The organism is Arthrobacter sp. lap29, assembly GCF_032458965.1.
Taxonomy (GTDB): Bacteria; Actinomycetota; Actinomycetes; order Actinomycetales; family Micrococcaceae; genus Specibacter; species Specibacter psychrochitiniphilus.
Map to the genome: position 1 here is coordinate 46,143 of NZ_JAUCEK010000006.1, position 22,672 is coordinate 68,814.

Annotated in this window: 20 protein-coding genes; 3 read left to right on the top strand and 17 right to left on the bottom strand. The window is 59.7% G+C overall.

The window, feature by feature from the left end:
• Nucleotides 1-105: 105 nt before the first annotated feature.
• Nucleotides 106-849 carry a transcriptional repressor LexA gene (gene lexA / locus RY113_RS11555; protein WP_110104337.1) on the top strand — a complete coding sequence of 248 codons (744 nt, stop codon included), beginning with the start codon at nt 106-108 and terminating at the stop codon, nt 847-849.
• A gap of 57 nt (nt 850-906) precedes the next feature.
• Here lexA and RY113_RS11560 read toward each other — a convergent pair whose 3' ends face one another.
• Nucleotides 907-2,934, bottom strand: a complete 2,028-nt coding sequence (locus tag RY113_RS11560; RefSeq protein WP_110104338.1) for an ATP-dependent DNA helicase — start codon at nt 2,932-2,934, stop codon at nt 907-909.
• Nucleotides 2,927-4,588 carry a GTPase HflX gene (hflX, locus tag RY113_RS11565; protein ID WP_110104339.1) on the bottom strand — a complete coding sequence of 554 codons (1,662 nt, stop codon included), beginning with the start codon at nt 4,586-4,588 and terminating at the stop codon, nt 2,927-2,929. The genes RY113_RS11560 and hflX overlap by 8 nt, the downstream gene beginning before the upstream one ends.
• Before the next feature lie 158 nt (nt 4,589-4,746).
• Here hflX and RY113_RS11570 point away from each other — a divergent pair, with 158 nt between their 5' ends.
• Nucleotides 4,747-5,385 carry a class I SAM-dependent methyltransferase gene (locus tag RY113_RS11570; RefSeq protein WP_110104340.1) on the top strand — a complete coding sequence of 213 codons (639 nt, stop codon included), beginning with the start codon at nt 4,747-4,749 and terminating at the stop codon, nt 5,383-5,385.
• On the opposite strand, the gene dapF is transcribed toward RY113_RS11570, so the two are convergent.
• The 9 genes from dapF to RY113_RS11615 form a co-directional block, all read right to left on the bottom strand.
• Entirely contained in the window at nt 5,382-6,299 is a 918-nt protein-coding gene (dapF, locus tag RY113_RS11575) for a diaminopimelate epimerase (protein WP_315914695.1), read from the bottom strand. The genes RY113_RS11570 and dapF overlap by 4 nt on opposite strands.
• 43 nt (nt 6,300-6,342) lie before the next feature.
• A complete protein-coding gene (locus RY113_RS11580) occupies nt 6,343-6,837 on the bottom strand; it encodes a hypothetical protein (RefSeq protein WP_315914696.1) in 495 nt (164 codons plus the stop codon).
• Between the two features lie 440 nt (nt 6,838-7,277).
• Nucleotides 7,278-7,784, bottom strand: a complete 507-nt coding sequence (locus RY113_RS11585; RefSeq protein WP_146212952.1) for a DUF6318 family protein — start codon at nt 7,782-7,784, stop codon at nt 7,278-7,280.
• A 361-nt stretch (nt 7,785-8,145) separates the two neighbouring features.
• Nucleotides 8,146-9,072 carry a tRNA (adenosine(37)-N6)-dimethylallyltransferase MiaA gene (gene miaA / locus RY113_RS11590; protein WP_315914827.1) on the bottom strand — a complete coding sequence of 309 codons (927 nt, stop codon included), beginning with the start codon at nt 9,070-9,072 and terminating at the stop codon, nt 8,146-8,148.
• 20 nt (nt 9,073-9,092) lie between these two features.
• Complete coding sequence (gene miaB / locus RY113_RS11595; protein WP_315914697.1) at nt 9,093-10,676, bottom strand: tRNA (N6-isopentenyl adenosine(37)-C2)-methylthiotransferase MiaB; 1,584 nt, start codon at nt 10,674-10,676, stop codon at nt 9,093-9,095.
• A gap of 63 nt (nt 10,677-10,739) precedes the next feature.
• Nucleotides 10,740-12,107 carry a lytic transglycosylase domain-containing protein gene (locus tag RY113_RS11600; RefSeq protein WP_315914698.1) on the bottom strand — a complete coding sequence of 456 codons (1,368 nt, stop codon included), beginning with the start codon at nt 12,105-12,107 and terminating at the stop codon, nt 10,740-10,742.
• Nucleotides 12,108-12,162: 55 nt separating this feature from the next.
• Complete coding sequence (locus RY113_RS11605) at nt 12,163-12,690, bottom strand: regulatory protein RecX (RefSeq protein WP_110104345.1); 528 nt, start codon at nt 12,688-12,690, stop codon at nt 12,163-12,165.
• An 8-nt stretch (nt 12,691-12,698) separates the two neighbouring features.
• Nucleotides 12,699-13,751, bottom strand: coding sequence for a recombinase RecA (gene recA / locus RY113_RS11610; RefSeq protein ID WP_110104346.1), 1,053 nt, complete (start codon nt 13,749-13,751; stop codon nt 12,699-12,701).
• A 372-nt stretch (nt 13,752-14,123) separates the two neighbouring features.
• Entirely contained in the window at nt 14,124-14,345 is a 222-nt protein-coding gene (locus RY113_RS11615) for a DUF3046 domain-containing protein (protein ID WP_110104347.1), read from the bottom strand.
• Between the two features lie 71 nt (nt 14,346-14,416).
• Between RY113_RS11615 and RY113_RS11620 the strand changes: the two genes are divergently transcribed.
• On the top strand, nt 14,417-14,890 hold the full coding sequence (locus tag RY113_RS11620) for a MarR family winged helix-turn-helix transcriptional regulator (protein ID WP_110104348.1): 474 nt from the start codon (nt 14,417-14,419) through the stop codon (nt 14,888-14,890).
• Nucleotides 14,891-15,075: 185 nt separating this feature from the next.
• Here RY113_RS11620 and RY113_RS11625 read toward each other — a convergent pair whose 3' ends face one another.
• From RY113_RS11625 to dapA, 6 genes are all read right to left on the bottom strand, one after another.
• Nucleotides 15,076-15,516, bottom strand: a complete 441-nt coding sequence (locus RY113_RS11625) for a helix-turn-helix domain-containing protein (RefSeq protein WP_315914700.1) — start codon at nt 15,514-15,516, stop codon at nt 15,076-15,078.
• A gap of 147 nt (nt 15,517-15,663) precedes the next feature.
• A complete protein-coding gene (locus RY113_RS11630; RefSeq protein WP_245931985.1) occupies nt 15,664-16,176 on the bottom strand; it encodes a CinA family protein in 513 nt (170 codons plus the stop codon).
• Between the two features lie 8 nt (nt 16,177-16,184).
• Nucleotides 16,185-16,802, bottom strand: a complete 618-nt coding sequence (gene pgsA / locus RY113_RS11635; RefSeq protein ID WP_315914701.1) for a CDP-diacylglycerol--glycerol-3-phosphate 3-phosphatidyltransferase — start codon at nt 16,800-16,802, stop codon at nt 16,185-16,187.
• Nucleotides 16,803-16,878: 76 nt separating this feature from the next.
• Nucleotides 16,879-19,818 (bottom strand): DNA translocase FtsK, encoded by a 2,940-nt coding sequence (locus RY113_RS11640; RefSeq protein WP_315914703.1) that lies wholly within the window; start codon nt 19,816-19,818, stop codon nt 16,879-16,881.
• 204 nt (nt 19,819-20,022) lie between these two features.
• Complete coding sequence (locus RY113_RS11645; protein WP_315914704.1) at nt 20,023-21,714, bottom strand: ribonuclease J; 1,692 nt, start codon at nt 21,712-21,714, stop codon at nt 20,023-20,025.
• A complete protein-coding gene (gene dapA / locus RY113_RS11650; protein ID WP_315914705.1) occupies nt 21,715-22,620 on the bottom strand; it encodes a 4-hydroxy-tetrahydrodipicolinate synthase in 906 nt (301 codons plus the stop codon).
• Nucleotides 22,621-22,672: the final 52 nt, after the last annotated feature.

Consider the following 22,672-nt stretch of genomic DNA (forward strand, 5'->3'; position numbering starts at 1 on the left):
CCTCTTGGTGGCTTAAACTCGGAAGAACAAGGATTGGCCGCATGATGCAGTCCACCAGCAGGCACTGACATTGTTCAGGGCAGCCACGAAAGGACCGACGGAACCATGACGCTTCCAGACCCGCCGCACCGCATTCCTCAAGCCCCCAGCCGGGCCGGCATGAAGGGCCTCACCGTGCGGCAGAAGAAGATTCTTGAGTGCATACAGCGGTGTATTGCAGACAAAGGGTACCCGCCGTCGATGCGTGAGATTGGTGATTCCGTTGGCCTGGCTAGCTTGTCCAGCGTTACGCACCAACTGACTCAGCTCGAACGCCACGGCTATTTGCGCCGCGATCCCAAGCGCCCCCGCGCCATGGAAGTTCTGATTCCGCTGGTGCTGGACAGCGGCACGGTTGAGATTGAAGGGGTAAGCTCCCCGTCGGCGTTGCGCAGTTCGAATGGATTGAACTTTGCTGAGCTGAGCTCCTCCTCCGACACCGCGTTCGTACCCCTTGTGGGACGTATTGCGGCAGGCGGGCCCATCCTGGCCGATCAGGCGGTGGATGACATCATGCCTCTGCCGCGGCAGATTGTGGGCAGCGGCGAACTCTTCATGCTCAAGGTCCAGGGTGATTCCATGATCGACGCCGCAATTTGTGACGGCGATTGGGTTGTGGTTCGGCAGCAGCCCACGGCCAACAACGGAGACATCGTGGCAGCCTTGCTGGAGGACGAAGCCACTGTGAAAACGTTTAGGCAACGCGACGGCCATACTTGGCTTCTTCCGCAAAACACCCGCTATGAACCCATTCTTGGCGATCATGCCACCATCATGGGCAAGGTTGTCTCGGTACTTCGCAGCCTGTAACAGCAGCTGCCTACACAAAAGCGCCCCGCTAGACGGGGCGCTTTTGTGTTGGCGGCACTACTTTCCGGAAAGCCGTTTCAGCGCACCAAGCGCCACGGTACGGTCTTTCGTAGACCAGAATGGCGGCAGGGCGGCTCGCAGGAAGCCTCCGTAACCGGCATTGGCCAGCCGCGAGTCAAGAACAGCAACCACACCCCGGTCATCACTAGAGCGGATCAGGCGCCCCACCCCCTGCGCCAACCTCACTGCGGCATGGGTGGCTGAAATGGCAATGAATCCATCCCCACCACTTTGCGCCACTGCACGCGCCCGGGCGGTCACCAACGGATCATCAGGGCGGGGGAAGGGAATCCTGTCAATCACAACGAGCCGGCACGAGGTGCCCTGAACATCAACCCCTTGCCAAAGGGACATGGTGCCAAAGAGGCAGGTGTCGGGTTCATCCGCGAATTCCTTGATGAGCCCCGACATGGAGGAATCCCCCTGACACAGGATCTTCACCTTCAACTTCTTGCGGAGCTTCTCAGCTGCATCTTCCGCCGCACGCCGTGAGGAGAACAATGCCAAGGTTCCCCCACCGGCGGCAGAAATCAGTGCTTCCAATTCATCCAGCTGCTCCTCCGACATGCCAAAGCCCGGCTTTTTCAGATGAGCGGCAACATAGAGCATGCCCTGCTTGGGGTAGTCAAAGGGAGATCCAACATCGGCCCCCGTCCACGCGGGTGCGCTAGGACCCAACAATCCCAGTCCGCCAGCGGTGGCTTGAAAAGACTCTCCAATGGCAAGGGTAGCTGAGGTGAGCACTACCGTCCGGTCAGCGAAGAGTCCTTCCCGCAATTTCATGGCCACGCTCAACGGCGCAATATTGAGCACCGCAGGCTCACTTTCATCGGCCTTTTGGTAGCCCTTCCCGGGGGTGAAAGACCCTGGCCGGGATGCCCACACCACTTCCCTTGCATTGGTGGCATCCAGCAAACGCTCACACAGATCAAAGATCAGATTGAGCCGTGAACGAGCAATGGAACGGCCACTGTCAACCGCCGCATTGCCCTCAGGTTTGGAGTCGGAGAGGGCTGCCCGGACGCTGTCGCGTAACTGTTCCACCGCCTGGGACTGCTGTTCATTGAGGCCGTTGGGAAAGAGCCCTTCAGGGGTCCCCGCCAAAGCTAGGTCCAGAGCGGCCGCGCTGGCATGCAAGGCATCCACGGAAACCGCCGTGTGCTTTCGCGTGCTTGATGCCGCTGCGGAAACCATCTGGACAGATAGTTGCCCCGTAACAGCCCCCGTCACCCGATCTTGGAGCTCATGGGCCTCGTCCACCACCACAACGTCATAGTCAGGAAGCACTGCTATACCTTCGAAGGCGCTAATGGCCAGCATGGCGTGGTTGGTGACAACAATGTCTGCCTGGGCGCCGCGGGCACGGGCCAGCTCAGAGAAACATTCGGTGGCAAGGGGGCACTTTTGCGCGCCGAGGCATTCCATGGAGGTAACAGAGACTTGCCGCCATGCTTTGTCCGTCACGCCAGGGACAAGCTCATCCCGATCCCCTGTGTCAGTCTCCTGCGCCCAGTCACGCAGCCTGACCACTTCCTTACCCAGCTGTGAGGTGGGCCCGGAAGTAGCACCGGGCAGGTGCGCCACACTGGTGTCCTCCCCCAGGCTGAACAGGGCGCCTTCCCCCGTATCTTCTGTGGGGAAGCCTCCAGCCAGCTTTTGCTTGCACACATAATTGCTGCGGCCTTTAACGAGAGCCACGTCAATGGGGCGCGGCAATACTGGCGCCAAAGCAGCGAGCAGCCGGGGCACGTCACGGCCCACAATCTGTGCTTGAAGGGCCAGAGTGGCTGTTGCAATGACGGCTGGCTTCTCGCTGGTGAGCGCATTGACTATCAGCGGAATCAGGTAGGCCAGGGACTTTCCGGTGCCTGTGCCCGCCTGAACCAAAAGGTGGTCCCCGCTCTCCAAGGCAGCAACTACCCGGCGGACCATTTCATGCTGCCCATCACGGCGCTGTCCGCCCATGGCAGCAACGGCACGATCCAGTAATTCCAGAGCCTGCTGCGAAAGTTCACTTTCAGGCATGCTGGACAAACGGCTCAACCTCAGCTGCCAAGTCTTCCCTGACACGGGCGTGGGCCAAAGTGCCATGCTCTCCGTGTTCCAAGCTGATGATCTCTGCATCGCTGCGATGGAGCTTATTGAGTACATCACCACGGTCATAGGGGATCAACAAGGTCACTAAGACGCTGGGGTGCGGAATACCTTCTTCGATGGCTTGGAGCAGTTCATCCATGCCCTGGCCAGTACGGGCTGAGACCACCACGGTACGGGATTCACGCTGGATGAGCCGCTCGACCACAAAGGGATCGGCGATGTCCACCTTGTTCAAGACAATGATTTCAGGTATTTGCAGCGCGCCTACCTCGGCAAAGACCGAACGTACGGCAGAAATTTGTCCTTCCGGGTCAGGGTGCGAGGCATCCACAATATGCAGGATCAGATCGGCGTCAGCCACTTCTTCCAACGTAGAGCGGAAAGCTTCCACCAGCTGGGTGGGCAAGGCGCGCACAAAACCTACCGTGTCCACCAAGGTGTAGCCCAAACCTTCTGAGGTCTCGGTTTTCCTGACCGTGGGATCAAGGGTTGCAAACAAGGCGTTCTCCACCAGCACACCGGCGTCCGTCAAACGGTTCAGCAGGGAGGATTTGCCCGCATTGGTGTACCCAGCAATGGCCACGGAGGGCACACTGTTGCGCTTGCGGTTGGCACGTTTGGTTTCCCGAGCCGGCGCCATCGCAGCAATTTCACGGCGCAACTTGGCCATGCGGTTGCGGATCTTGCGCCGATCCAGTTCCATCTTTGTTTCACCGGGACCACGTGAACCAATACCGCCTCCGGCAGTTCCCACCCGGCCGCCCGCCTGGCGAGACATGGAATCGCCCCAACCGCGCAGGCGCGGCAACAGGTACTCCATCTGTGCCAGCTCAACCTGGGCCCGACCTTCCCGCGATTGCGCGTGCTGGGCAAAAATATCCAGGATCAGTGCTGTGCGGTCAATGACTTTGACGTGGACAACTTCTTCCAAGGTACGGCGCTGTGAGGGAGCAAGGTCACCATCGATGATGACGGTGTCTGCTCCCGTTGCGTGCACGATCTCCTTGAGTTCCTGAGCCTTACCCTGGCCCAGATATGTTGCTGGATCCGGTTTGGCCCTGCGTTGGACCAAGCCGTCCAGGACTTCCGAGCCGGCAGTTTCGGCCAACGCGGCCAGTTCCTTCAGGGAATTCTCGGCGTCCGCCATTGTCCCTGAAGACCAGAGCCCAGCGAGCACAACCCGCTCAAGCCGCAGCTGCCGGTATTCAACCTCGCTAACATCTTCGAGTTCGGTGGAGAGGCTGGCCTTCCGGCGCAGGGCATTACGGTCTGCCAGCGCACTTTGATCACCGTCAGAGCTACTGTGCTGAAAATTCAGGGTGGAGACGGCTTGGGCACGGCCGCTCAGGGGCCGGGTTGACGGCGCAGCAGAGAAAGGATCCTGCCCCTCAAGTTCATCCTCGGCACGCACAGCACGGCTTGCGGCCGCGTCTTTGGCCAAAATGCGGTCAATCACCACTTCGATCTCAGCGGCTGACAGGGCGTTCTCTCCTGTGCCGTGGCTCTCCGACGTTGCCGCGTTGTGCCCTTCGTTGGGCAGCTCGTTGCCGTCGGAACCGTTGTTTGCAGATGCGTTGGACATATTCTCCTTATAGGCGCTTTTCTACAATCGTAGTCCGCCACACCGACACTGACACCTTCTGCTGCCCTCCTATGTGGATAAACCCACACTGTATCCGCGGAGGCCTTAGGCGTGCCTAGATACACAATGGACGGATTCGGCACTAATCTGGCATAACTATGGGTACTCAGGGTGCAGATCACTATTTCAGTTCAGAACCGTCAACGCCAATGAAACGCCGTCCGCTCAGCGTCACTTTGGCCGGCGAGGTGCGCCAACTGCACACCGCTGGGGGCATCTTTAGCCCCGACGGTGTAGATAAAGGCACCACGATCCTTCTCAACGAGGCCCCGCCGCCTGCAGCCGAGGGCAATTTGTTGGACATCGGCTGCGGTTGGGGGCCCATTGCGCTGACTTTGGCCCTTCGCTCACCGGCAACCACTGTGTACGCAGTAGATGTCAATGTTCGTTCCATTGAGCTCACCCAAGACAACGCCAAGGCCTTGGGTTTGGAGAACGTCAAAGCTTCAACCCCAGACGCCGTGGATCCAGAGGTGCGCTTCAACACCATCTGGTCAAACCCGCCTATCAGGGTCGGCAAATCAGAACTTCATTCGATCCTGCTCATGTGGCTGCCACGCTTGGCCCACAACGGAAAAGCGTATTTGGTGGTACAAAAAAACTTGGGCTCAGACTCGCTCCAGCGCTGGCTTGCTGGCGAACTTAAGGAGCAATTCCCGGAGGCGGGATTTGTTGTTTCCCGCGATTCCACCAACAAGGCGTTTAGGATTCTGCGCGTTACACGCACCAACCCCTAGGCCAGAACACCTTCGGCCACCATCACGGCGGGTCCACTGAGGTGGACATGTTCGCGCCCGTCCGGCCCGGGCTGGAAACGCACACCCAGTACACCACCGGGTAAGGCAACGGCCCACAAGTCCGGGGCCCCAGAGCCAGCCCAGAAACGGGTGGCTGCAGCTGCGGCACAGGCTCCGGTCCCACAGGAGAGCGTCTCCCCCACGCCACGTTCGTGGACACGCATACTAATGTGGCCGACGTCGTCTTTCACGAGCGGCTCGGCAGGCACAGCAAATTCCACATTTGTCCCGTGCAGGGGCAGCGGAGTCACAACGGGTGTAAGGGTGAGGTTCACGGTTGCCAACTCGGCCAGATCCGCTAGAGCCACCACGGTGTGCGGGTTTCCAAGCGTGATGGATAGCGCGGGCCGTGCCACTTCAAGCCCCGATGCCTCCACCAGCGAATCACTGCCTTGTCCCGACTCCTCCGGGAAGATAAAACCCCACGGCCCCATGTCCACCTGGTAACCGTCACCTAATCGGGCAACGTATTTGATGCCACCGCGCGTTCCGATGGCCAGTTTCTCCCCTGCCTCCAATGCCACGAGACCTTGAGTCACGAGGAAGTGGACAAAGACTCGCACACCATTGCCACACATTTCAGAGAGCGAACCGTCAGCGTTGTAGTAATCCATGAACCATTCCGCTGCCGGATTTTCCTCCAGGATGGCTGTTCCGTCGGCGATGTTCCGGGAGCGGACGGCTCGAATCAGTCCGTCACCGCCGATCCCCCGGCGCCGATCGCACAACGCGGCAATTTGCTCGGACGCCAATTCGCGCATGCCACCAGGATCAGCAATAAGCACAAAGTCATTACCGGTGCCGTGGCCTTTTGCAAAGCGCATGCCTGTCAGGGAGGTGATGGTAGCCGTCATGAGTCAAGACTAAAGCACCTTGGGCACGGCGCAGGAACATCGGTCAACAGCCGACTCCGTGTGGGTTCACGAAGCAGTCGTCAGCGTAGAGATGGGTTTCGGCACGCCAAACCGTCAGGGGCAGTGCCGGTGAGGGGATACTTCCTTGGCCGGGGATGGGCAGGTCTGGGCCGCCGTTGACACTATAGCTGCCGTTGAAGTGAGTGGTCAGGTTGATGGCCAGGCGGCCCGTTTCGGTGTAGACATGGCTGGTTTGCGTTTGCTCGCCAATGCGATCCGTGTGCAGCGGTGCACCGTGGATTGGAGTAGGACCCCAGATGGTACCGTCCCCGTAGCTCCAGGTATAGGCGGCCGGAGTGGCAGTGATGACCACCTTTTGGCCAAGCAGGGTCAGGTTGAACGTTTGAGTTTTAGCTTCGGCCCAGACATTGGTCTCCTTACCCCGAAGTGTGTGAGGCCCCGGCTGGCTGCCAAACTCTGCAGCGGCGACGGGAGTACGCTGAAACTCGTGCGCTATCAGCCCAGCAATTTCCGCCAACAAGTCACGCGGTTTTTCTCCAAAGACACACACCGGCCCCGAGTGGAATACCCAAACGGCTGGCGTGATTCTTGTATCAGAAAAATACCAGTAAATGGCTGTCCCAGCTTTACCATCCTTGCTCCCTGCACCCGCAGCGCACTCCGGCATGACTACCGCACATTCTGGGAAGATGACAATGTCTCCGTCAGCACAGGCGAGTCGCGCCTCGAAGACGACACCACTCTTCGGTTGGGAAGAAGGAACTTCTCTTTGATCACCACCCGACCCAGGAATTTCCACCGTCCCGCCTGTATCAACACCAGTATTATTCCATTCGGGAAGAAAGGGATCTGCGCTATCAGCAAGAGCTTGGTGGTTGCCTACCAATAGAAAGGCCACTGTTACTGCAAGCGCAAGCATGCTTCGCGCTAGCAGCTTAAACCCGTTCATGAGACCTATCAACCTTTCAGCCGTTGGATGTCAAGAGCCTTCCATCGGCCAGCATCGTAAACCGCACCTAGCGAGTCGCCCACCGAAGGCTTCTGCCCTCGATCATCAGCAAGAGTCCCGTCACCGCGGTAGAACTTCAAATGCTGCTGTCTTACCAAGGCAGTAACCTGATAGGTGCCGTCTTCGAGGGGAACAAAGGATGTTGTGGCGGACAAGACCATCATCTGCCCACCCATGATCCACCGACCCTCAGAGTGCCACGGCACTACTGCCACTTTCATCGCTTCACAAGAGGGGCAAGCCGCTCCAGTAATGGCCATCATGGGGTCAGGATCTCCGGTTTCAAAGGCATAACCCAGGGTTTGATACCAGTATTCAGTGAAGGCAATCAGTCCTTCTTTACTGAATTCCTTGGCCTTCTCAGGCAAGACAGGCACCGGAACATTCTCGGCTGGCCCTGTCTCCGTAGCCGGCTTATAAGCAGCAGCAGTGGTGGCAAGAGCTTGCGTCGTCATCTCCGCTGTATTACTGGCAACCGGAACCGCACTTGTTGGAGCCTCTACAACTTCCTGCGGCAAGGAGGAACAACCAGAGATACCCAAGATAGCCACTACTAACAGCAGTAGAGCAGCCTTTGGCCTGTGGAACTGTTCAGCTCTGGTGTGGCGCATTGCCTGCCCCCAAGTCTGCTGCGAAGCAGCGGCTTCCCCGTTGAAGTCGTTGCGGCTGGCTTACTTCCAAAATACCGTGCATGGGCCTTACACGCCACCACGTTATCCACAGCCCACATTCCCAGCCCCGTCACCCGCAACCCGCAACCCGCAACCCGCAACCCGCAACGAAGTGCCACGAGCCACCCGGACCCTGGCGCAAGTCTTAGACTTCCGGAAAATCCGCCTTCAGCAGTGCCGCTGCGGCCTCGCCAAGATCCGGCTGGGACCAGTCAAGCCAGTTCACTCGGGGGTCAGCGCGGAACCATGTGAGTTGGCGCCGGGCAAACTTCCGGGTGGCCACAATGGTTTCTTCGCTGGCTTGGGCCACTGTGGAGCTGCCGTCCAAGACTCGCAGGAACTGTTGGTAGCCAAGCGCCTTGTGCGCGGTCCGGCCTTCCCGCAGGCCTTCGGGGATGAGTGCTCTCACCTCATCGATTAGGCCGGCGTCCACCATGCCGTGGACTCGTCGGGCGAGTCGAGCATGGAGCTCGGCACGGTCACCGTTCAAACCAATCTGCAGGGTGGGGCTGACATACTCACGTTCCGGCATGAAGGAACTGAAGGCACGTCCTGTCAACGCATGTACCTCAAGGGCCCGGACTACGCGCTTGGCATCATTGATGCGAGCTGCGGAGACGGGGTCCACCTCTTGTAGCCGAGCCACGAGCACCGCTAAGCCGTCTCTCTCCAACTCGTGTTCAAGCATTGCCCTGATGTCAGGGTCTGTCCCGGGAAACTCCAAGACGTCAAGGGCTGCCCTGTTGTATAACCCTGATCCGCCTACGAGGATGGGTAGCTTGCCGCGGGAGCGGATCTCCGCAATGGCTTCCCTGGCCATGCTCTGAAACGCGGCCACGGTGGTGTCTTCACGAACGGAAAGGAAATCCATCAGGTGGTGCGCAATGCCGCGCCGTTGCGCCAGCGGCAGTTTGGCCGTGCCAATATCCATGCCCCGGTAGAACTGCATGGAGTCGGCATTGATAGCCTCCCCGTCAAAGCGCTCAGCCAGCGTCAGTGCCAGCTCAGACTTACCCGAACCGGTAGGGCCAACAATGGCCACCAGCGGGAGCTCAGTTCCCTGGGCAGCCATCCGGGCTTGAGGCGAAAGGCTCACGCTGTCCGGACCGGCAGCGACGGCATGCCCAGGCTCACCTTGGGCCGCACGCCCTTCACCGATGAGGCAGCCGAGCCGCCAGCCGTGGGCACGCCACAGGACTCTGCCTGAGCCAAATCCCAAGCGTCACCGGCGCGCGAACGGCGTAGGTGGTAATCCGTTGCAGTGGCGGGATCAGCTACCAAGTGGAAGGCTGCGGCCCCGGTAATGGTGACCGTCACGAGGTCACCGGGCCGTGGAGCGGTGGCACCTTCCGGCACACTGAAGTGAACCAGCCGTTGGTCTTGGGCGCGTCCTGAGAGGCGATTAGTCTCGGCGGCTTTACGCCCCGATGCTGCCGTGACCATGACCTCAACCTTGCGCCCCACCTGCTTGGCATTTTCCTCGGCAGCAATCCTGTCCTGCAGGGCGGTCAGACGCAAGAATCGCTCCTGAACCACTTCCTTGGACAGCTGATCAGGTAGGTCCGCGGCCGGGGTGCCGGGACGCTTGGAGTATTGGTAGGTGAAGGCGGTGGCAAAGCGTGACTTCTCAACGACGTCGAGCGTTGCTTGGAAGTCCTCCTCGGTCTCACCGGGGAAGCCGACGATGATATCCGTGGAGAATGATGCGTTCGGGATTTGCTGGCGCACCTTATCCAGGATGCCCAAGAACCTGGCCGAACGGTAGGAGCGGCGCATGTCCTTGAGGACTTTGTCCGATCCGGACTGCAACGGCATATGCAACTGCGGCATGACGTTGGGGGTGGCGGCCATGGCGTCGATGACGTCGTCGGTGAACGCGGCCGGGTGCGGACTGGTGAAGCGCAGGCGTTCCAAGCCCTTGATCTCGCCGCAAGCACGCAGCAGTTTGCCGAAGGCCAGGCGGTCACCGAATTCCACGCCGTAGGAGTTTACGTTTTGGCCCAGCAGCGTAATTTCGATGACACCGTCGTCCACCAGCGCCTGAATTTCAGCCAAAATTTCACCGGGGCGACGGTCACGTTCCTTACCGCGCAGGGAGGGCACAATACAGAAAGTGCAGGTGTTATTGCAGCCTACCGAGATGGAGACCCAGCCGGAGTAGACCGAATCGCGCTTGGTGGGCAGGCTGGAAGGGAAGACTTCCAAGGATTCCAGGATTTCCATCTCGGCGTCCGCATTGTGCCTGGCCCGCTCAAGCAAGACCGGCAAGGCACCAACATTGTGAGTGCCGAAAACCACGTCAACCCAAGGTGCCCGCTTTTGAATGGTTTCGCGGTCCTTTTGCGCCAAGCAGCCGCCCACAGCAATCTGCATGCCAGGGTTGGATTCTTTGATGTGGGCTAACATGCCCAAGTTGCCGTAGAGCTTGTTGTCGGCGTTCTCACGCACGGCGCAGGTGTTAAAAACCACCACATCGGGCACAGGCTCCCCGTTGCTGTCCACCACACGTGCGGGGCCGGCCTCCTCAAGCGCCACCATCCCGGCAGTCTCTAAAAGTCCGGCCATGCGCTCGGAGTCATGGACGTTCATTTGGCAGCCATAGGTTCGCACCTGGTAGGTGCGGGGGTGCTTAGCTGGGCTGGCGGACGAATCAACGCTCTCTAGGATCAGGCTCACCCACCAAGCTTAAGTCCAACGGCCATAGAAGAGCTAAACCGGCGGAACCCGGCACGTGCTCGGTTAGTACCAGCCGACGCTTTGGGAATGGTTCCAGGCCCCGCACGGTGAGCCGTAGCGATTTTTAATGTAGCCCAAGCCCCATTCAATCTGGGTACGGTAATTGCTGAGCCAGTCCGATCCTGCCGCAGCATATTTTCCTGGCGGCAACGCTTGAGCAATTCCATACGCCCCGCTGTAGGGGTTGGTGGCGTTGGTGCGCCAATTGGATTCGCGTTCCCATAACAGGTTCAGGCAGTTGAATTCGCTCTGCGCCCACCCAAAACCGCCCATACGGGAGGAAGCATAGGCTTTGGCACCGGCAGGGTCATTGACAGCACCGCCCGGAATATTGGGCAGCAGCACCTCAACGGGAATATAGCCACCTCCTGGCACAGGCTTGGCAGGGACGGGGTTAGGTACAGGGTTGGCGGGCACGGGCTTGGGGGCAGGCTTGGCGGGTCCAGGTGCGGGATTGGCGGGTGGCACCACGGGATTGGGCACAACTTGAGGACGTGAGGGCTTGTGCGGGTGCCGTGCAGCCTCACGTTCAGCTTCTGCCCGCCGCAGGGCTTCAGCGGTCTCGGCAGCTTGGCGCTTGGCTTCTTGGGCCTGATAGTACGCAGCTTGGGCTTCCTGCCCCTGCCGGTATTGGGCTTCTTTGGCGACCGTGGTGTTATTCAAGGAAGCCAACTGGGCCGTGAGGGTGGCGCTTTGCTCTTCTTTGGCATTGAGTTGTGTAACCACGGCGGAGTGTGCGGCCACGGCGGCGTCACTGGCAGCCCGGGCCTCAGTGGTTAAAAGAGCTTGTACTTCCTGCGCGGCCTTACGAGTCTTCTCCAGCGCCGTTGCTGCGGCTTGTGACTCTAAGGCCTTGGTTTGCTTCCGAGCTGCCTTCTCCCCCACCTGCTGCATTAATTCAACGCCGTTTAGGCTCTCCGGCGATTCCAGCGCTGCCACGCTGGCAAAGAGTCCCAAGCCGGTGCCACCGTTTTTGTAGCTTTGCACGGCAACAGCCACCGCGTCCTTCTTGTATTTAGCGGCGTCCACGGAAGCACGGTTAGCCTGAGCGTTGAGAACATCAACCTCGTCAACAGCGGCATTTAGTTTGCGTTGGGTCAGGGCCAACGTGGCACCAGCACCAACGGCGGATTCACTGAGGCTTGTTGCCTCATTTTCCAACGAGTCCAGCAACCCTCCGATCTTTGACACCTCGGCCGCGGTGGCGGCCTCGTTGCCCTTGGCAGCTTGCACATCCTCCCAGCTGGGGAAGCCCGACGGCGGCCCCTCTTGTCCCAGCGCAGGTCCTGCTGTGACGCCGGTGACGAGCAATAGCCCTCCCGTCAAAGCAACGGCAAGGATTTGGCGCAGGGTTGGATTGTGATTACGCATATGCCGCCAGCATAGCGGGTACCGGCTCAACTATGAGTCCACGCGCAGCTTTGAGTCAGCCCTCCGTGAGGCTTTCGTCAATGACTTCAGCCACAATTTGATAGGCCAGGGAAGGGTTAAATCCTTTTCTGGCAAGCATGGCCACCCATCGCCTTGTGTATTTATCACGCTCAGCCCGATCCTCCAGATTGTTGGACGGGCGGAGCTTCTTGCGCACCAGTTCGCGCGCCTGGTCACGTTCTGTGGCATCGTCAATTTGTTCAAGAGCGGTCTCGGCAAGATGCTCATCGATGCCCTTCTCGGCCAGTTCTCGACGCAACGCACCCCGTGCCAGCGATTTATACAGGGACCGGGTGCGCACCCATTCCTGGGCAAACTCTCCATCATCAATGAGCTTGACGGCTTCGAAGCGGTCAAGCACAGCATCCGCTACATCTTGGGGAATGTCGCGTTCGGCCAGCTTTTGACTGAGCTGGAAACGGCTTTTGGGCGAGTGCGTGAGTTGGCGCAGCACAATGGATCTGGCAGCCGACGCCGGGTTGGCGTCAGCTACCAGTTCTGGCCCGCGACGTGCGGTGTTCATGGGTGAGCCTAGAAGCCGTCCACTGCCTTGAGCTTGGGCGCAGCCTCAACCTCGGTTTCCGCAGTAACACCCACTCCCAGCTTGGCCTTGATCAACCGCTCCAGCTCATCGGCAAGCTCGGGGTTGTCTTTGAGGAACCGACGGGAGTTCTCCATGCCCTGTCCCAGCTGATCGCCGTCATAGGTGTACCAGGAACCCGACTTGCGGATGATGCCGTGCTCAACACCCATGTCAATGATGCCGCCTTCACGTGAAATACCGACACCATAGATGATGTCAAATTCGGCGATCTTGAAGGGCGGTGCCATCTTGTTCTTCACCACTTTTGCCTTGGTGCGGTTACCGACGGCGTCCGCGCCTTCCTTCAAAGTTTGGATGCGGCGAACATCGATGCGGATGGAGGCGTAGAATTTCAGCGCCTTACCACCGGTAGTGGTCTCAGGGCTGCCGAAGAAGACACCGATCTTTTCACGCAACTGGTTGATGAAAATGGCTGTGGTCTTGGTCTGGCTCAGGCGACCTGTGATCTTACGCAGGGCCTGGCTCATCAAACGGGCCTGCAGGCCCACGTGACTATCTCCCATATCGCCTTCAATTTCGGCGCGGGGTACCAACGCGGCAACGGAGTCAATGACAATGACGTCCAAGGAACCAGAACCAATCAACATGTCCATGATCTCCAGCGCCTGCTCACCGGTATCCGGCTGAGAGACAAGCAAAGCATCAGTGTCCACACCTAGCTTGGCGGCATAATCAGGATCAAGGGCGTGCTCGGCGTCAATGAACGCTGCAAGGCCGCCAAGTTTCTGTGCGCTGGCAACAGCATGCAGTGCCAGGGTGGTCTTACCGGAAGATTCCGGACCATAAATCTCGACGACTCGTCCGCGGGGCAGCCCGCCTATACCCAGGGCCACATCCAAGGCAATGGACCCGGTGGGGATCACTTCAATGGGTGCACGGACGTCATCACCCAAGCGCATGACAGAACCCTTGCCAAATTGCTTATCAATTTGGGCCAATGCTGCTGCCAGCGCTTTGTCACGGTCTGCGGGAGCGGCCATGATTCACCTCGGTCTTTCCTTTGCGCCGTTTCCGGCCCCCTGGACCGCGCTGTGAGCGAGGTCCACGGTCAGTGGTTGATGCGGTCAGTGCCTGGCGAACTGCTGGACACTTGTACTTCTCTGCCGGTTTCCCGGCCTCCTGTAAAGGTTGCGGAGCTAGCGAATCTGCTCCACACCTAAAACGCTAGTTCAAGGCACTGACATTGTCTGCCGTCATGGTGCACCAGAGTCAAAATTGTGGAGAACTTAATTTGCTTCCTCCACGGGCCATTACTCATTTAGTATACGGCTGTTCGAATAGATATTCGATGTTTTTTGGCGTGTCGTTGAACTTGGGTAACTCAATGCGGCATCTTTTCCGGGCCGCAACAGCTAATCTTTGGGTGCAATGTCCCGACCGAGCCACCGTGAGCGCGGAACATCCTGGACCTTGCAGACCTCCTGCCAGATGTCCTTGGGATCATACCCGGCACGCAACGCGGCGCTTGCGGTGTTTCCACCCACACCAGCCAAGACCAGATCCTGGGCAAGCACCCTGGAATAGGAGGGGCTGAATTCATCATCCATCAATCGCCAAAATTCACTAACTCTCACGCCCCCTATTCTCGCATGTCCTTATCAGCTGAAGGACCGCTATTTGCCACAGGCTCACTTAGACTTGAGCTATGACAAGTCCTGCCGAGCACGGCATTGAGGTAAGCGACGAAAAGCTCGCTGCCGTTGAGCTCCTTGACGCCCAGCTGAGCCTGCTCTGGCGCAGGGCCAGGGCCATCAACCACCAGCTCACCCGTAGCGTGCATCCAGATCTGGAGCCCGCGGCCTACGGCCTGCTCTCCGTACTGCATCATCAAGGCGGCATGCGCCTAACAGAGCTCGCCAAACGCATTGGAGTGGGCAAACCCTCCGTCAGCCGCCAGATTGCTTTTCTTGTCTCGATTGGGCTTGTGGCCAAGGAATCCGATCCCCTGGATGGCCGCGCGCAACTCATCGAGTTGACTCCGGCCGGGCTGGAGAAGATGCGTTCGGTGCATGCCGGCCGGCAACGCGCATTTCATGAGCAGCTTGCCGGGTGGGACGAACGCGAACTTGCCGATCTAGCCCGGCTAGTGGCTAAACTCAATGCCGAATACGGCCGTTAAGCTGCTACTAAACACCCGCTGAGCACAGCCAGCTACGGAGGGCCGAGCCCAGCCACAGCGCCCAGACTTCTACAAACTGTTCTCAAAGAGCCACTTAGGGGAACTGCAGCTGAGGAACAAGAAACCGGCCTTACCTTTTGGTAAGACCGGTTTCTTGCACGCCTGCCCACTGTGGACAACAAGCGCTAAAAGGCGCTGGACATCAAGCCCTTATTGAGCTCGTCTGAGAGTTCCTCGTTCAAGTCGCGTCCATAGCGTGCAGCAAATTCCTGGGGAACAGTGTCAGGGACGGCCACGCCTTCGGCAATGGCCAAACGGTCACTCACTTCACGCAGCATGAGCGACAAAGGGACCTCAAGGGCTGAGCAAATGGAGGAAAGCAGTTCAGAAGATGCTTCCTTCTGTCCGCGCTCCACTTCGCTGAGGTAGCCCAGAGAAACACGTGCGTTGTGTGAGACTTCGCGGAGCGTGCGGCCTTGACGTTGACGTACATCACGAAGAACATCGCCAATTTCGTGGCGTAATACTACCATTTTGCGCTCCTTCTGCTGATGTGGTTTTGCGTCCGCCAAACCCACATCCCGCCAGCGCACGACGCCGTTTACGGATACGGGTTGTTTCACCATCGGTATCGCCTAACTCCTAGATCAATCACTTCAATTTAAGGGTGCGGTCCCCAGTGAAAACTTTCACCGCGAGCCGCTTTGTCGCCTTGGTGTTCCCATCCTAGAGGGAAGGAGAGCATTTGGGCTTCATCATGACTAACTATCTGGTCACAAGTTTTGTTCCCGAGACTCTTCAATGCTCTCAAGGAGCATCATGAGGGCGGCCTCGGTGGCCTGGTTCCTGATGGACTCACGGTCTCCAACAAAGTGAAATTCACGTGCCCGGGCCACTCCATCAAGCGCCACCCCAACGAAGACCTGCCCCACTGGCTTGCCCTGGTGAGGTTCCGGTCCGGCCACACCCGTAGTGGAAATGCCCACCCGCGCCCCCACAGCGGCGCAAGCACCTAAGGCCATCTCTGACGCTACGTGGGGGTCAACGGCCCCATTGCGGGTAAGAAGCACAGGGGAAACCCCCAGCAGCTTCTCCTTGACCTTGTTTTGATAGGCGATGACCCCGCCCTGCAGCACGGCGGATGCGCCCGGAACTTGAGCCAGAACCGCCGCCACCATGCCTGCGGTCAAGGACTCGGCCGTGCCCACCGTCAATTTCTTTGCCACAGCCCTGGTCACCAGCAGGGCAAGATCTACGCGGCCAAAGTGAAGAGCCTGCTCCGTCACAGAGCGCCCTAGCCTTGTGCCGTGTTGCTTGTTTTTCCGTTGCCGCCGCGGCCAGAGCGGACCAGCTGCCCGGCCTTAATCAGGTAGTCCGCGCCAGTGACCAAGGTGACAGCCAATGCTGCCAGCATCACCACCAGTGCCAGAATTCCCAACCAGTCATTGGCCGGGGTGAGCGGCAATAGGAAGACGAAGATGGCCACTGTCTGCATGACTGTCTTGAGTTTGCCACCCTTGGAGGCCGCCATGACGCCGTAACGAATCACCACGAAACGTAACAAGGTGATGCCTACTTCACGCACCAGCATCAAAATGGTCACCCACCACCACAGCTCGCCCGTGGCGGAAAGCATGATCAGCGCTGAGCCAATCAGCAATTTATCCGCAATGGGATCGGCGATCTTACCGAAGCTGGTGATGAGCCCGCGCGCCCGGGCAATGTCGCCGTCGAGTTTGTCAGTGTAAATGGCCACCACAAACAGCACCACCGCCAACCAGCGCAGGGGCCCGTATGCACCACCATCGGCCACGAAGGCCCAGATAAAGAAGGGCACCATCACAATGCGCAAAAGCGTCAAGGCATTGGGAAGATTCCAGTTCGAAGGGCGCGGCGCCACCGTTTCACTCACGCTATAAGGCTATCGGCAAACTGGGAACTGGCTGCATCCGTCCCCGCGAAACTTGCATCCGTCGTTGCAGCGCCTGCTAACGACCTGTCAAAGACCATGCGTCCTCGCCACCGTCTTCATCGTCGCCATCGTTGTATTCCACGGTTTGGGGGCGGTTTGCCAAATCATCAGCCACCAGGTCCCCTCCCCAGGAAGGATTCGCGTGAGCATGGTTGGCATTGGCATTTTCGGCCAGCGCAGCCATCATTGGATCCACCTCGGAGCTCACCGCTGCGGGAACTCCTGGCGCGCTCTCATCCCCACGGATGGCTGCGAGAGTCTCGGCGAGGTCATCCGGTTTGACCAGTACGTCACGGGCCTTGGAGCCTTCGGAGGGTCCCACAACACCGCGGGATTCAAGAAGGTCCATGAGCCGGCCGGCCTTGGCGAAGCCCACCCGCAGCTTGCGCTGAAGCATGGAGGTGGAGCCGAACTGGGTGGTGACCACAAGTTCGGTGGCCTGCATCAGCAGGTCCATGTCATCCCCAATATCATCCTCGATGACCTTCTTGGGGGCCTCAACGGCAACATCGTCACGGTAGGTGGCCTTCAGCTGGCCCTTGACGTGGTCAACAACAGCCTTGATTTCAGCTTCGGTGACCCAAGCTCCCTGGACACGGACTGGCTTTGACTTACCCATGGGCAAGAACAGCGCGTCACCTTGTCCCAGCAGCTTCTCGGCGCCTGGCTGGTCCAGGACCACCCGGGAATCCGTCACGGAAGAGGTGGCAAAGGCCATGCGGGAGGGCACATTGGCCTTGATCAGACCCGTGACCACGTCCACGGAGGGCCGCTGCGTGGCCAGGACCAGGTGGATGCCAGCCGCACGGGCCAGCTGGGTGATCCGCACAATGGAATCTTCCACGTCACGCGGGGCAACCATCATCAGGTCCGCCAGCTCATCCACAATCACCAACAGGTACGGGTAGGGCTTGACCACACGCTTGGAACCTTCTGGCGGGTGCACGTTTCCGGCTTTGACAGCCTTGTTGAATTCATCAATGTGTTTAAAGCCGTAATTGGCCAGATCGTCATAGCGCTGGTCCATTTCACGCACCACCCACTGCAGCGCCTCTGCGGCCTTTTTCGGGTTGGTGATGATGGGGGTGATGAGGTGTGGGACGCCTTCGTAGGCTGTTAGTTCCACACGCTTGGGATCCACCATGACCATGCGTACCTCATCCGGGGTGGCCCGCATCAGGATGGAGACAATCATGGAGTTCACAAAGGAGGACTTTCCGGCGCCCGTGGCACCAGCCACGAGAAGGTGGGGCATCTTAGCCAGGTTGGCAACCACAAAGCCACCCTCAACGTCCTTGCCCACACCCATGACCATGGGGTGTTCGGTGCGGCGCGCGTTGGCTGAGCGCAGCACGTCACCGAGGACCACAATTTCCTTATCCGCGTTGGGTATCTCAATACCAATGGCGCTCTTGCCCGGGATGGGGCTCAGGATGCGGACATCCGAGGACGCCACGGCATAGGAGATGTTCTTGCTCAGCGCCGTCACCTTTTCAACCTTGGTGCCGGGCGCCAGCTCAATCTCATAGCGTGTCACGGTGGGACCGCGGCTGAACCCTGTCACGGCCGCGTCAACATTGAACTGTTGCAAGGTGTTGGTCAGTGCCGCCACCACCAGGTCATTGGCTTCCGTAGCGTCCTTGCCCGGAGGGCCCGCAGGCAGGAAGTCGGATTCCGGCAACGTATACGTGACATCTCCGGAAAGTTGGAGTTGCTCGGAACGCGCAGGAATGGGGGTTGGCGGGGCTAGGGGCGGGGCAGGAATACTGCGTGCCACGGCCGCGTCAACGTCATACAAGCCACCAACGGCGGCGGCTCCGGATGTTGCCAGGCGAGGTGCTCGCGGTGAGTTCTCTGCCACGATGCCAATGGCTTCTGTGACAGGCTCACTGCCATCACGCTGGAGGTCAAACACTTCGGTTGATGTGGGCAGACCTTGGCGTGCCTTGATCTTATCCGCGGCGAGTTGATCCCTAGTGGGCCGGCGGACCCCGGGGCGCACGGTCGGCTCGTTCGACGCCGGAGCCTGGCTTTCGTCCTCGTCGGTGCCTATGAGGGGCGTGGCAAACGCACCCTCGCTGGGGTCCTCACCCAGGAGCTCCAGATCTGATTCGCGAGCAGCCTTTTGCCGGGCCCGCAGGTTGCGTGGTTTCTTAGCCTGAGCCTGATCATCATGCTGGTACAAGTAGCTTTGATCGTGCCCGTCTCCCAGCGGCTGCCCGTCAGGAACAGCACCCATGAGCTTTTCATACACACCGCGCAGGCGGGCCGGGATATGGCGTACGGGGGTATTGGTCAGGACCAGGACGCTGGCGAACGCTACGAGCGAGAAGAAAATGATGGCGGTGATGGAACCCAACTTCGCCACGAGGCTGCCGCTGAGCGCTCCCACCATGCCACCAGCCGCGCTGAGAGGGGCAAAACCTCCGGAAATGTCCGGGTTACCGGCCAGCACATGTGCCAGGGCACAGCCGGCAAGGGTCATGATGGCAAAGCCCAGCGCTACCCGATTGTTGGTGGCCATGTTGGCGGGCTGGCGGAACACCAGGACGGCAAAAATGAGGAACATAGGGGGCAGCAGGGCCGCAAACCAGCCAAAGGTGCCCTGCGTCACGCCACGAACAGCGTCCGCAACTGGGCCACTCAGACCCCACCATTCAAAGGTGGCGATCACAATGGCCAAAAGAATAAACAGCAGCCCGGCGCCGTCGCGGCGCTCCTCTGCTGGCATCTGGCTTTTATCCGAGCCCATACGCCGGATGGCGCCGCCCACCAAGTGGCCCAATCCTTGCCAGAGAGAGACAATGATGCGCACAGGCCACACCAAGGTCACCTCCGGCTCAGCAGGGGAGGTTTTCTTGCGGGGCACCGGCATCTTGGTGGTCTTGGGGGCGCGCGGGGATGCGCCGCCCTGTTGACCGGAAGACTGACGGGCGGGTGTGGAACGAGTCGCCATGTCTCCAACGGTACCTGCCAAAGCCTGCAAGTATCCGGATTTAGCCCTCGAAACCGGACGTGGTGGCAGGCACAGCGGTTGCCAGGTAGCCACCGTCGCGCTTCTATACCTGTGCGAAAAAAAAGCGCGCCCGCCCCCCGCAGATGCGCCCGGTAGACGGGGCGCATCTGCGGGGGGCGGGCGCGAAAAACGGTTCCGGGCAGGCTAGGCTTCCAGGACCACCGGGATGATCATGGGGCGCCGGCGCAGTTTGCGGTTGACCCAGGTGCCGATCACGCGGCGCACCACCTGCTGGAGTTGGTGTGTGGTGTGCTCGGAGCTGGCCATGACGGCTTCCTCCAGTGCTGCAGCGATCTTGGGCTTGATCTCGTCAAAGACGGAATCGTCCTCGGCAACACCGCGGGCGTGAATGTCCGGCCCGCTCACAATCTTGCCGGTGGCACGGTTCACCACGGTGATGATGGAGATGAACCCCTCATCTCCTAGAACGCGGCGGTCCTTGAGGTCGGCATCGGTGATCTCGCCAACGCTGTGACCGTCAACGTAGACGAATCCGCACTCCACCTGGCCAACAATGGTGGCTGTGCCGTTCTTGAGGTCAATGACAGAGCCGTCCTCGGTGAGCAAGACGTTCTGCGCCGGGACCCCGGAAGAGATGGCAATGTTGGCGTTGGCGATCAGGTGCCGCGTTTCACCGTGCACTGGCATCACGTTTTTGGGCGTCAGGATGTTGTAGCAGTACAGCAGCTCGCCGGCGGCGGCATGGCCGGACACGTGCACCTTGGCGGTGCCCTTGTGGATGACGTCGGCGCCGAGTTTGAGCAGGCCGTTGATGATCCGGAACACGGCGTTCTCATTGCCGGGGATCAGGGAGGAAGCCAGGATGACGGTATCGCCCTTGCCAACAACAATTTTGTGATCCCCGTTCGCCATGCGGGACAGGGCCGCCATGGGCTCGCCCTGCGAACCTGTGGACATCAGAACCACCTCATTATCGGGGAGGCTGTCCACGTTTTTCAGGTCCACAATGACCTCCGCCGGGACGTGCAGGTAGCCCAGCTTTTCCGCAATGGCCATGTTGCGGACCATGGAACGGCCCACAAACGCCACCTTGCGCCCATGCAACATGGCGGCGTTGAGAACCTGCTGCACGCGGTGCACATGCGAGGAGAAGCTGGCCACAATGATCCGCTTGTCAGCCTTGCCGAACAGGGCTTCCAAGGTGGGCCCAATCTCGGCCTCGCTCGTGGTGAAGCCGGGCACGTCAGCGTTGGTGGAGTCCACGAGGAACAAGTCCACGCCCTCTTCACCCAAACGGGCAAAGTGGCGCAGGTCCGTGATGCGCCCATCCAGGGGAAGCTGGTCCATCTTGAAATCGCCGGTGTGCAGCACGGAGCCGCCCTGGGTGCGGATGAACACGGCCAGCGCGTCAGGGATGGAGTGGTTCACGGCAATGAATTCACACTGGAACGGCCCGAGAGTCTCCACCTGCTCTTCCTTGACGGTGAGGGTGTAAGGCTTGATGCGGTGTTCCATGAGCTTTGCCTCAACGAACGCCAGCGTCAGCTGCGAACCGATCAGCGGGATGTCATTGCGCAGGCGTAAAAGGTACGGAACGGCACCAATATGGTCCTCGTGACCGTGCGTGAGCACCACCCCCACGACGTCCTCAAGCCGGTCCTTAATATAGGAAAAGTCAGGCAGGATCACGTCCACGCCCGGCTGGTCTTCCTCCGGGAACAGCACGCCGCAGTCCACAATGAGCAGTTTGGAGTTCATCTCAAACACCGTCATGTTACGGCCAATTTCGCCGATCCCACCGAGCGGAACAATCCGTAACGTGCCATCCGCCAGTGGGGGCGGGGTCCGCAGTCCGGGCTCGGTCATTTGGGTCATTTAGACTTCCATTCCAGCTTCCGCAAGGTCAGCTTTGATCATGGCGATCTCGGCCTCGCCCGGCTCCACCAAGGGCAGCCGGACAACCGAGTTGGACAGGACACCCTGCCACTTGAGAATTTGTTTGACGGCCACGGCGCCCTGCACATGTCCCATGGCGGCCCGGATAACGGGGTCCAGTTCAAAGTGGATGCGGCGGGCCGTGGCGAAATCGCCGGCCGCGGCGGCATCAATGAGCGCCCGGAACTTGGGGGCGGCCACGTGGGCGCTCACACTGACAAGTCCGACGGCGCCCGCGGCCATCAGCGGCAGCGTCAGCCCGTCGTCGCCCGAGTACACATCGAGGTCCGTGTTGGCCATGACCCGGGTGGTTTCACTGAAATCGGCCTTGGCGTCCTTCAGCGCGGTGATGCGCGGGTGATCTGCCAGCTTGATGATGGTTTCCGTGCTGATGGGGACACCTGCGCGGCCGGGAATGTCATAGAGCATGACGGGCAGCTCAGTGGAGTTGGCAATGGCCTCAAAGTGGGCCTGGATGCCGGCCTGGCTGGGCTTGTTGTAATACGGGGTCACGATCAGCAAACCGTCAATGTCCAATTTGGCTGCGCGCTGGGAGAGGCCGATGGAGTGGCGGGTGTCGTTAGTTCCGGTGCCGGCGATGACGCGTGCACGCCCGCCCACGGCGTCAATGACAGCCTGAAACATGCCCAGGTTTTCCTCGTCGGTCAGAGTGGAGGTTTCACCCGTGGTGCCGGTGACGAGGATGCCGTCGCAGCCGTCGTCTACCAGCTTGTTGGCCAGTTCGCCAGCGGCCTTGTAGTCCACTTCCCCATCGGCGGTGAAGGGGGTGACCATGGCGGGCATCAAGGTACCGAAGGTGCGGAGGGATTTTTCAATGACAGACATGGCTAAAACGTTACCTGCTACTGGGTGTTTTCTTGCAACCCAGGCCCGTCCC

What these genes read in the sequence shown, in the direction of transcription:
- lexA (WP_110104337.1), top strand. Translation starts at nt 106, where the DNA reads ATGACGCTTCCAGACCCGCCGCACCGCATTCCTCAAGCCCCCAGCCGG.
- RY113_RS11560 (WP_110104338.1), bottom strand. Translation starts at nt 2,934, where the DNA reads ATGCCTGAAAGTGAACTTTCGCAGCAGGCTCTGGAATTACTGGATCGT.
- hflX (WP_110104339.1), bottom strand. Translation starts at nt 4,588, where the DNA reads ATGTCCAACGCATCTGCAAACAACGGTTCCGACGGCAACGAGCTGCCC.
- RY113_RS11570 (WP_110104340.1), top strand. Translation starts at nt 4,747, where the DNA reads ATGGGTACTCAGGGTGCAGATCACTATTTCAGTTCAGAACCGTCAACG.
- dapF (WP_315914695.1), bottom strand. Translation starts at nt 6,299, where the DNA reads ATGACGGCTACCATCACCTCCCTGACAGGCATGCGCTTTGCAAAAGGC.
- RY113_RS11585 (WP_146212952.1), bottom strand. Translation starts at nt 7,784, where the DNA reads ATGACGACGCAAGCTCTTGCCACCACTGCTGCTGCTTATAAGCCGGCT.
- miaA (WP_315914827.1), bottom strand. Translation starts at nt 9,072, where the DNA reads ATGGCTGCCCAGGGAACTGAGCTCCCGCTGGTGGCCATTGTTGGCCCT.
- RY113_RS11600 (WP_315914698.1), bottom strand. Translation starts at nt 12,107, where the DNA reads ATGCGTAATCACAATCCAACCCTGCGCCAAATCCTTGCCGTTGCTTTG.
- RY113_RS11605 (WP_110104345.1), bottom strand. Translation starts at nt 12,690, where the DNA reads ATGAACACCGCACGTCGCGGGCCAGAACTGGTAGCTGACGCCAACCCG.
- recA (WP_110104346.1), bottom strand. Translation starts at nt 13,751, where the DNA reads ATGGCCGCTCCCGCAGACCGTGACAAAGCGCTGGCAGCAGCATTGGCC.
- RY113_RS11620 (WP_110104348.1), top strand. Translation starts at nt 14,417, where the DNA reads ATGACAAGTCCTGCCGAGCACGGCATTGAGGTAAGCGACGAAAAGCTC.
- RY113_RS11625 (WP_315914700.1), bottom strand. Translation starts at nt 15,516, where the DNA reads ATGGTGAAACAACCCGTATCCGTAAACGGCGTCGTGCGCTGGCGGGAT.
- RY113_RS11640 (WP_315914703.1), bottom strand. Translation starts at nt 19,818, where the DNA reads ATGGCGACTCGTTCCACACCCGCCCGTCAGTCTTCCGGTCAACAGGGC.
- RY113_RS11645 (WP_315914704.1), bottom strand. Translation starts at nt 21,714, where the DNA reads ATGACCCAAATGACCGAGCCCGGACTGCGGACCCCGCCCCCACTGGCG.
- dapA (WP_315914705.1), bottom strand. Translation starts at nt 22,620, where the DNA reads ATGTCTGTCATTGAAAAATCCCTCCGCACCTTCGGTACCTTGATGCCC.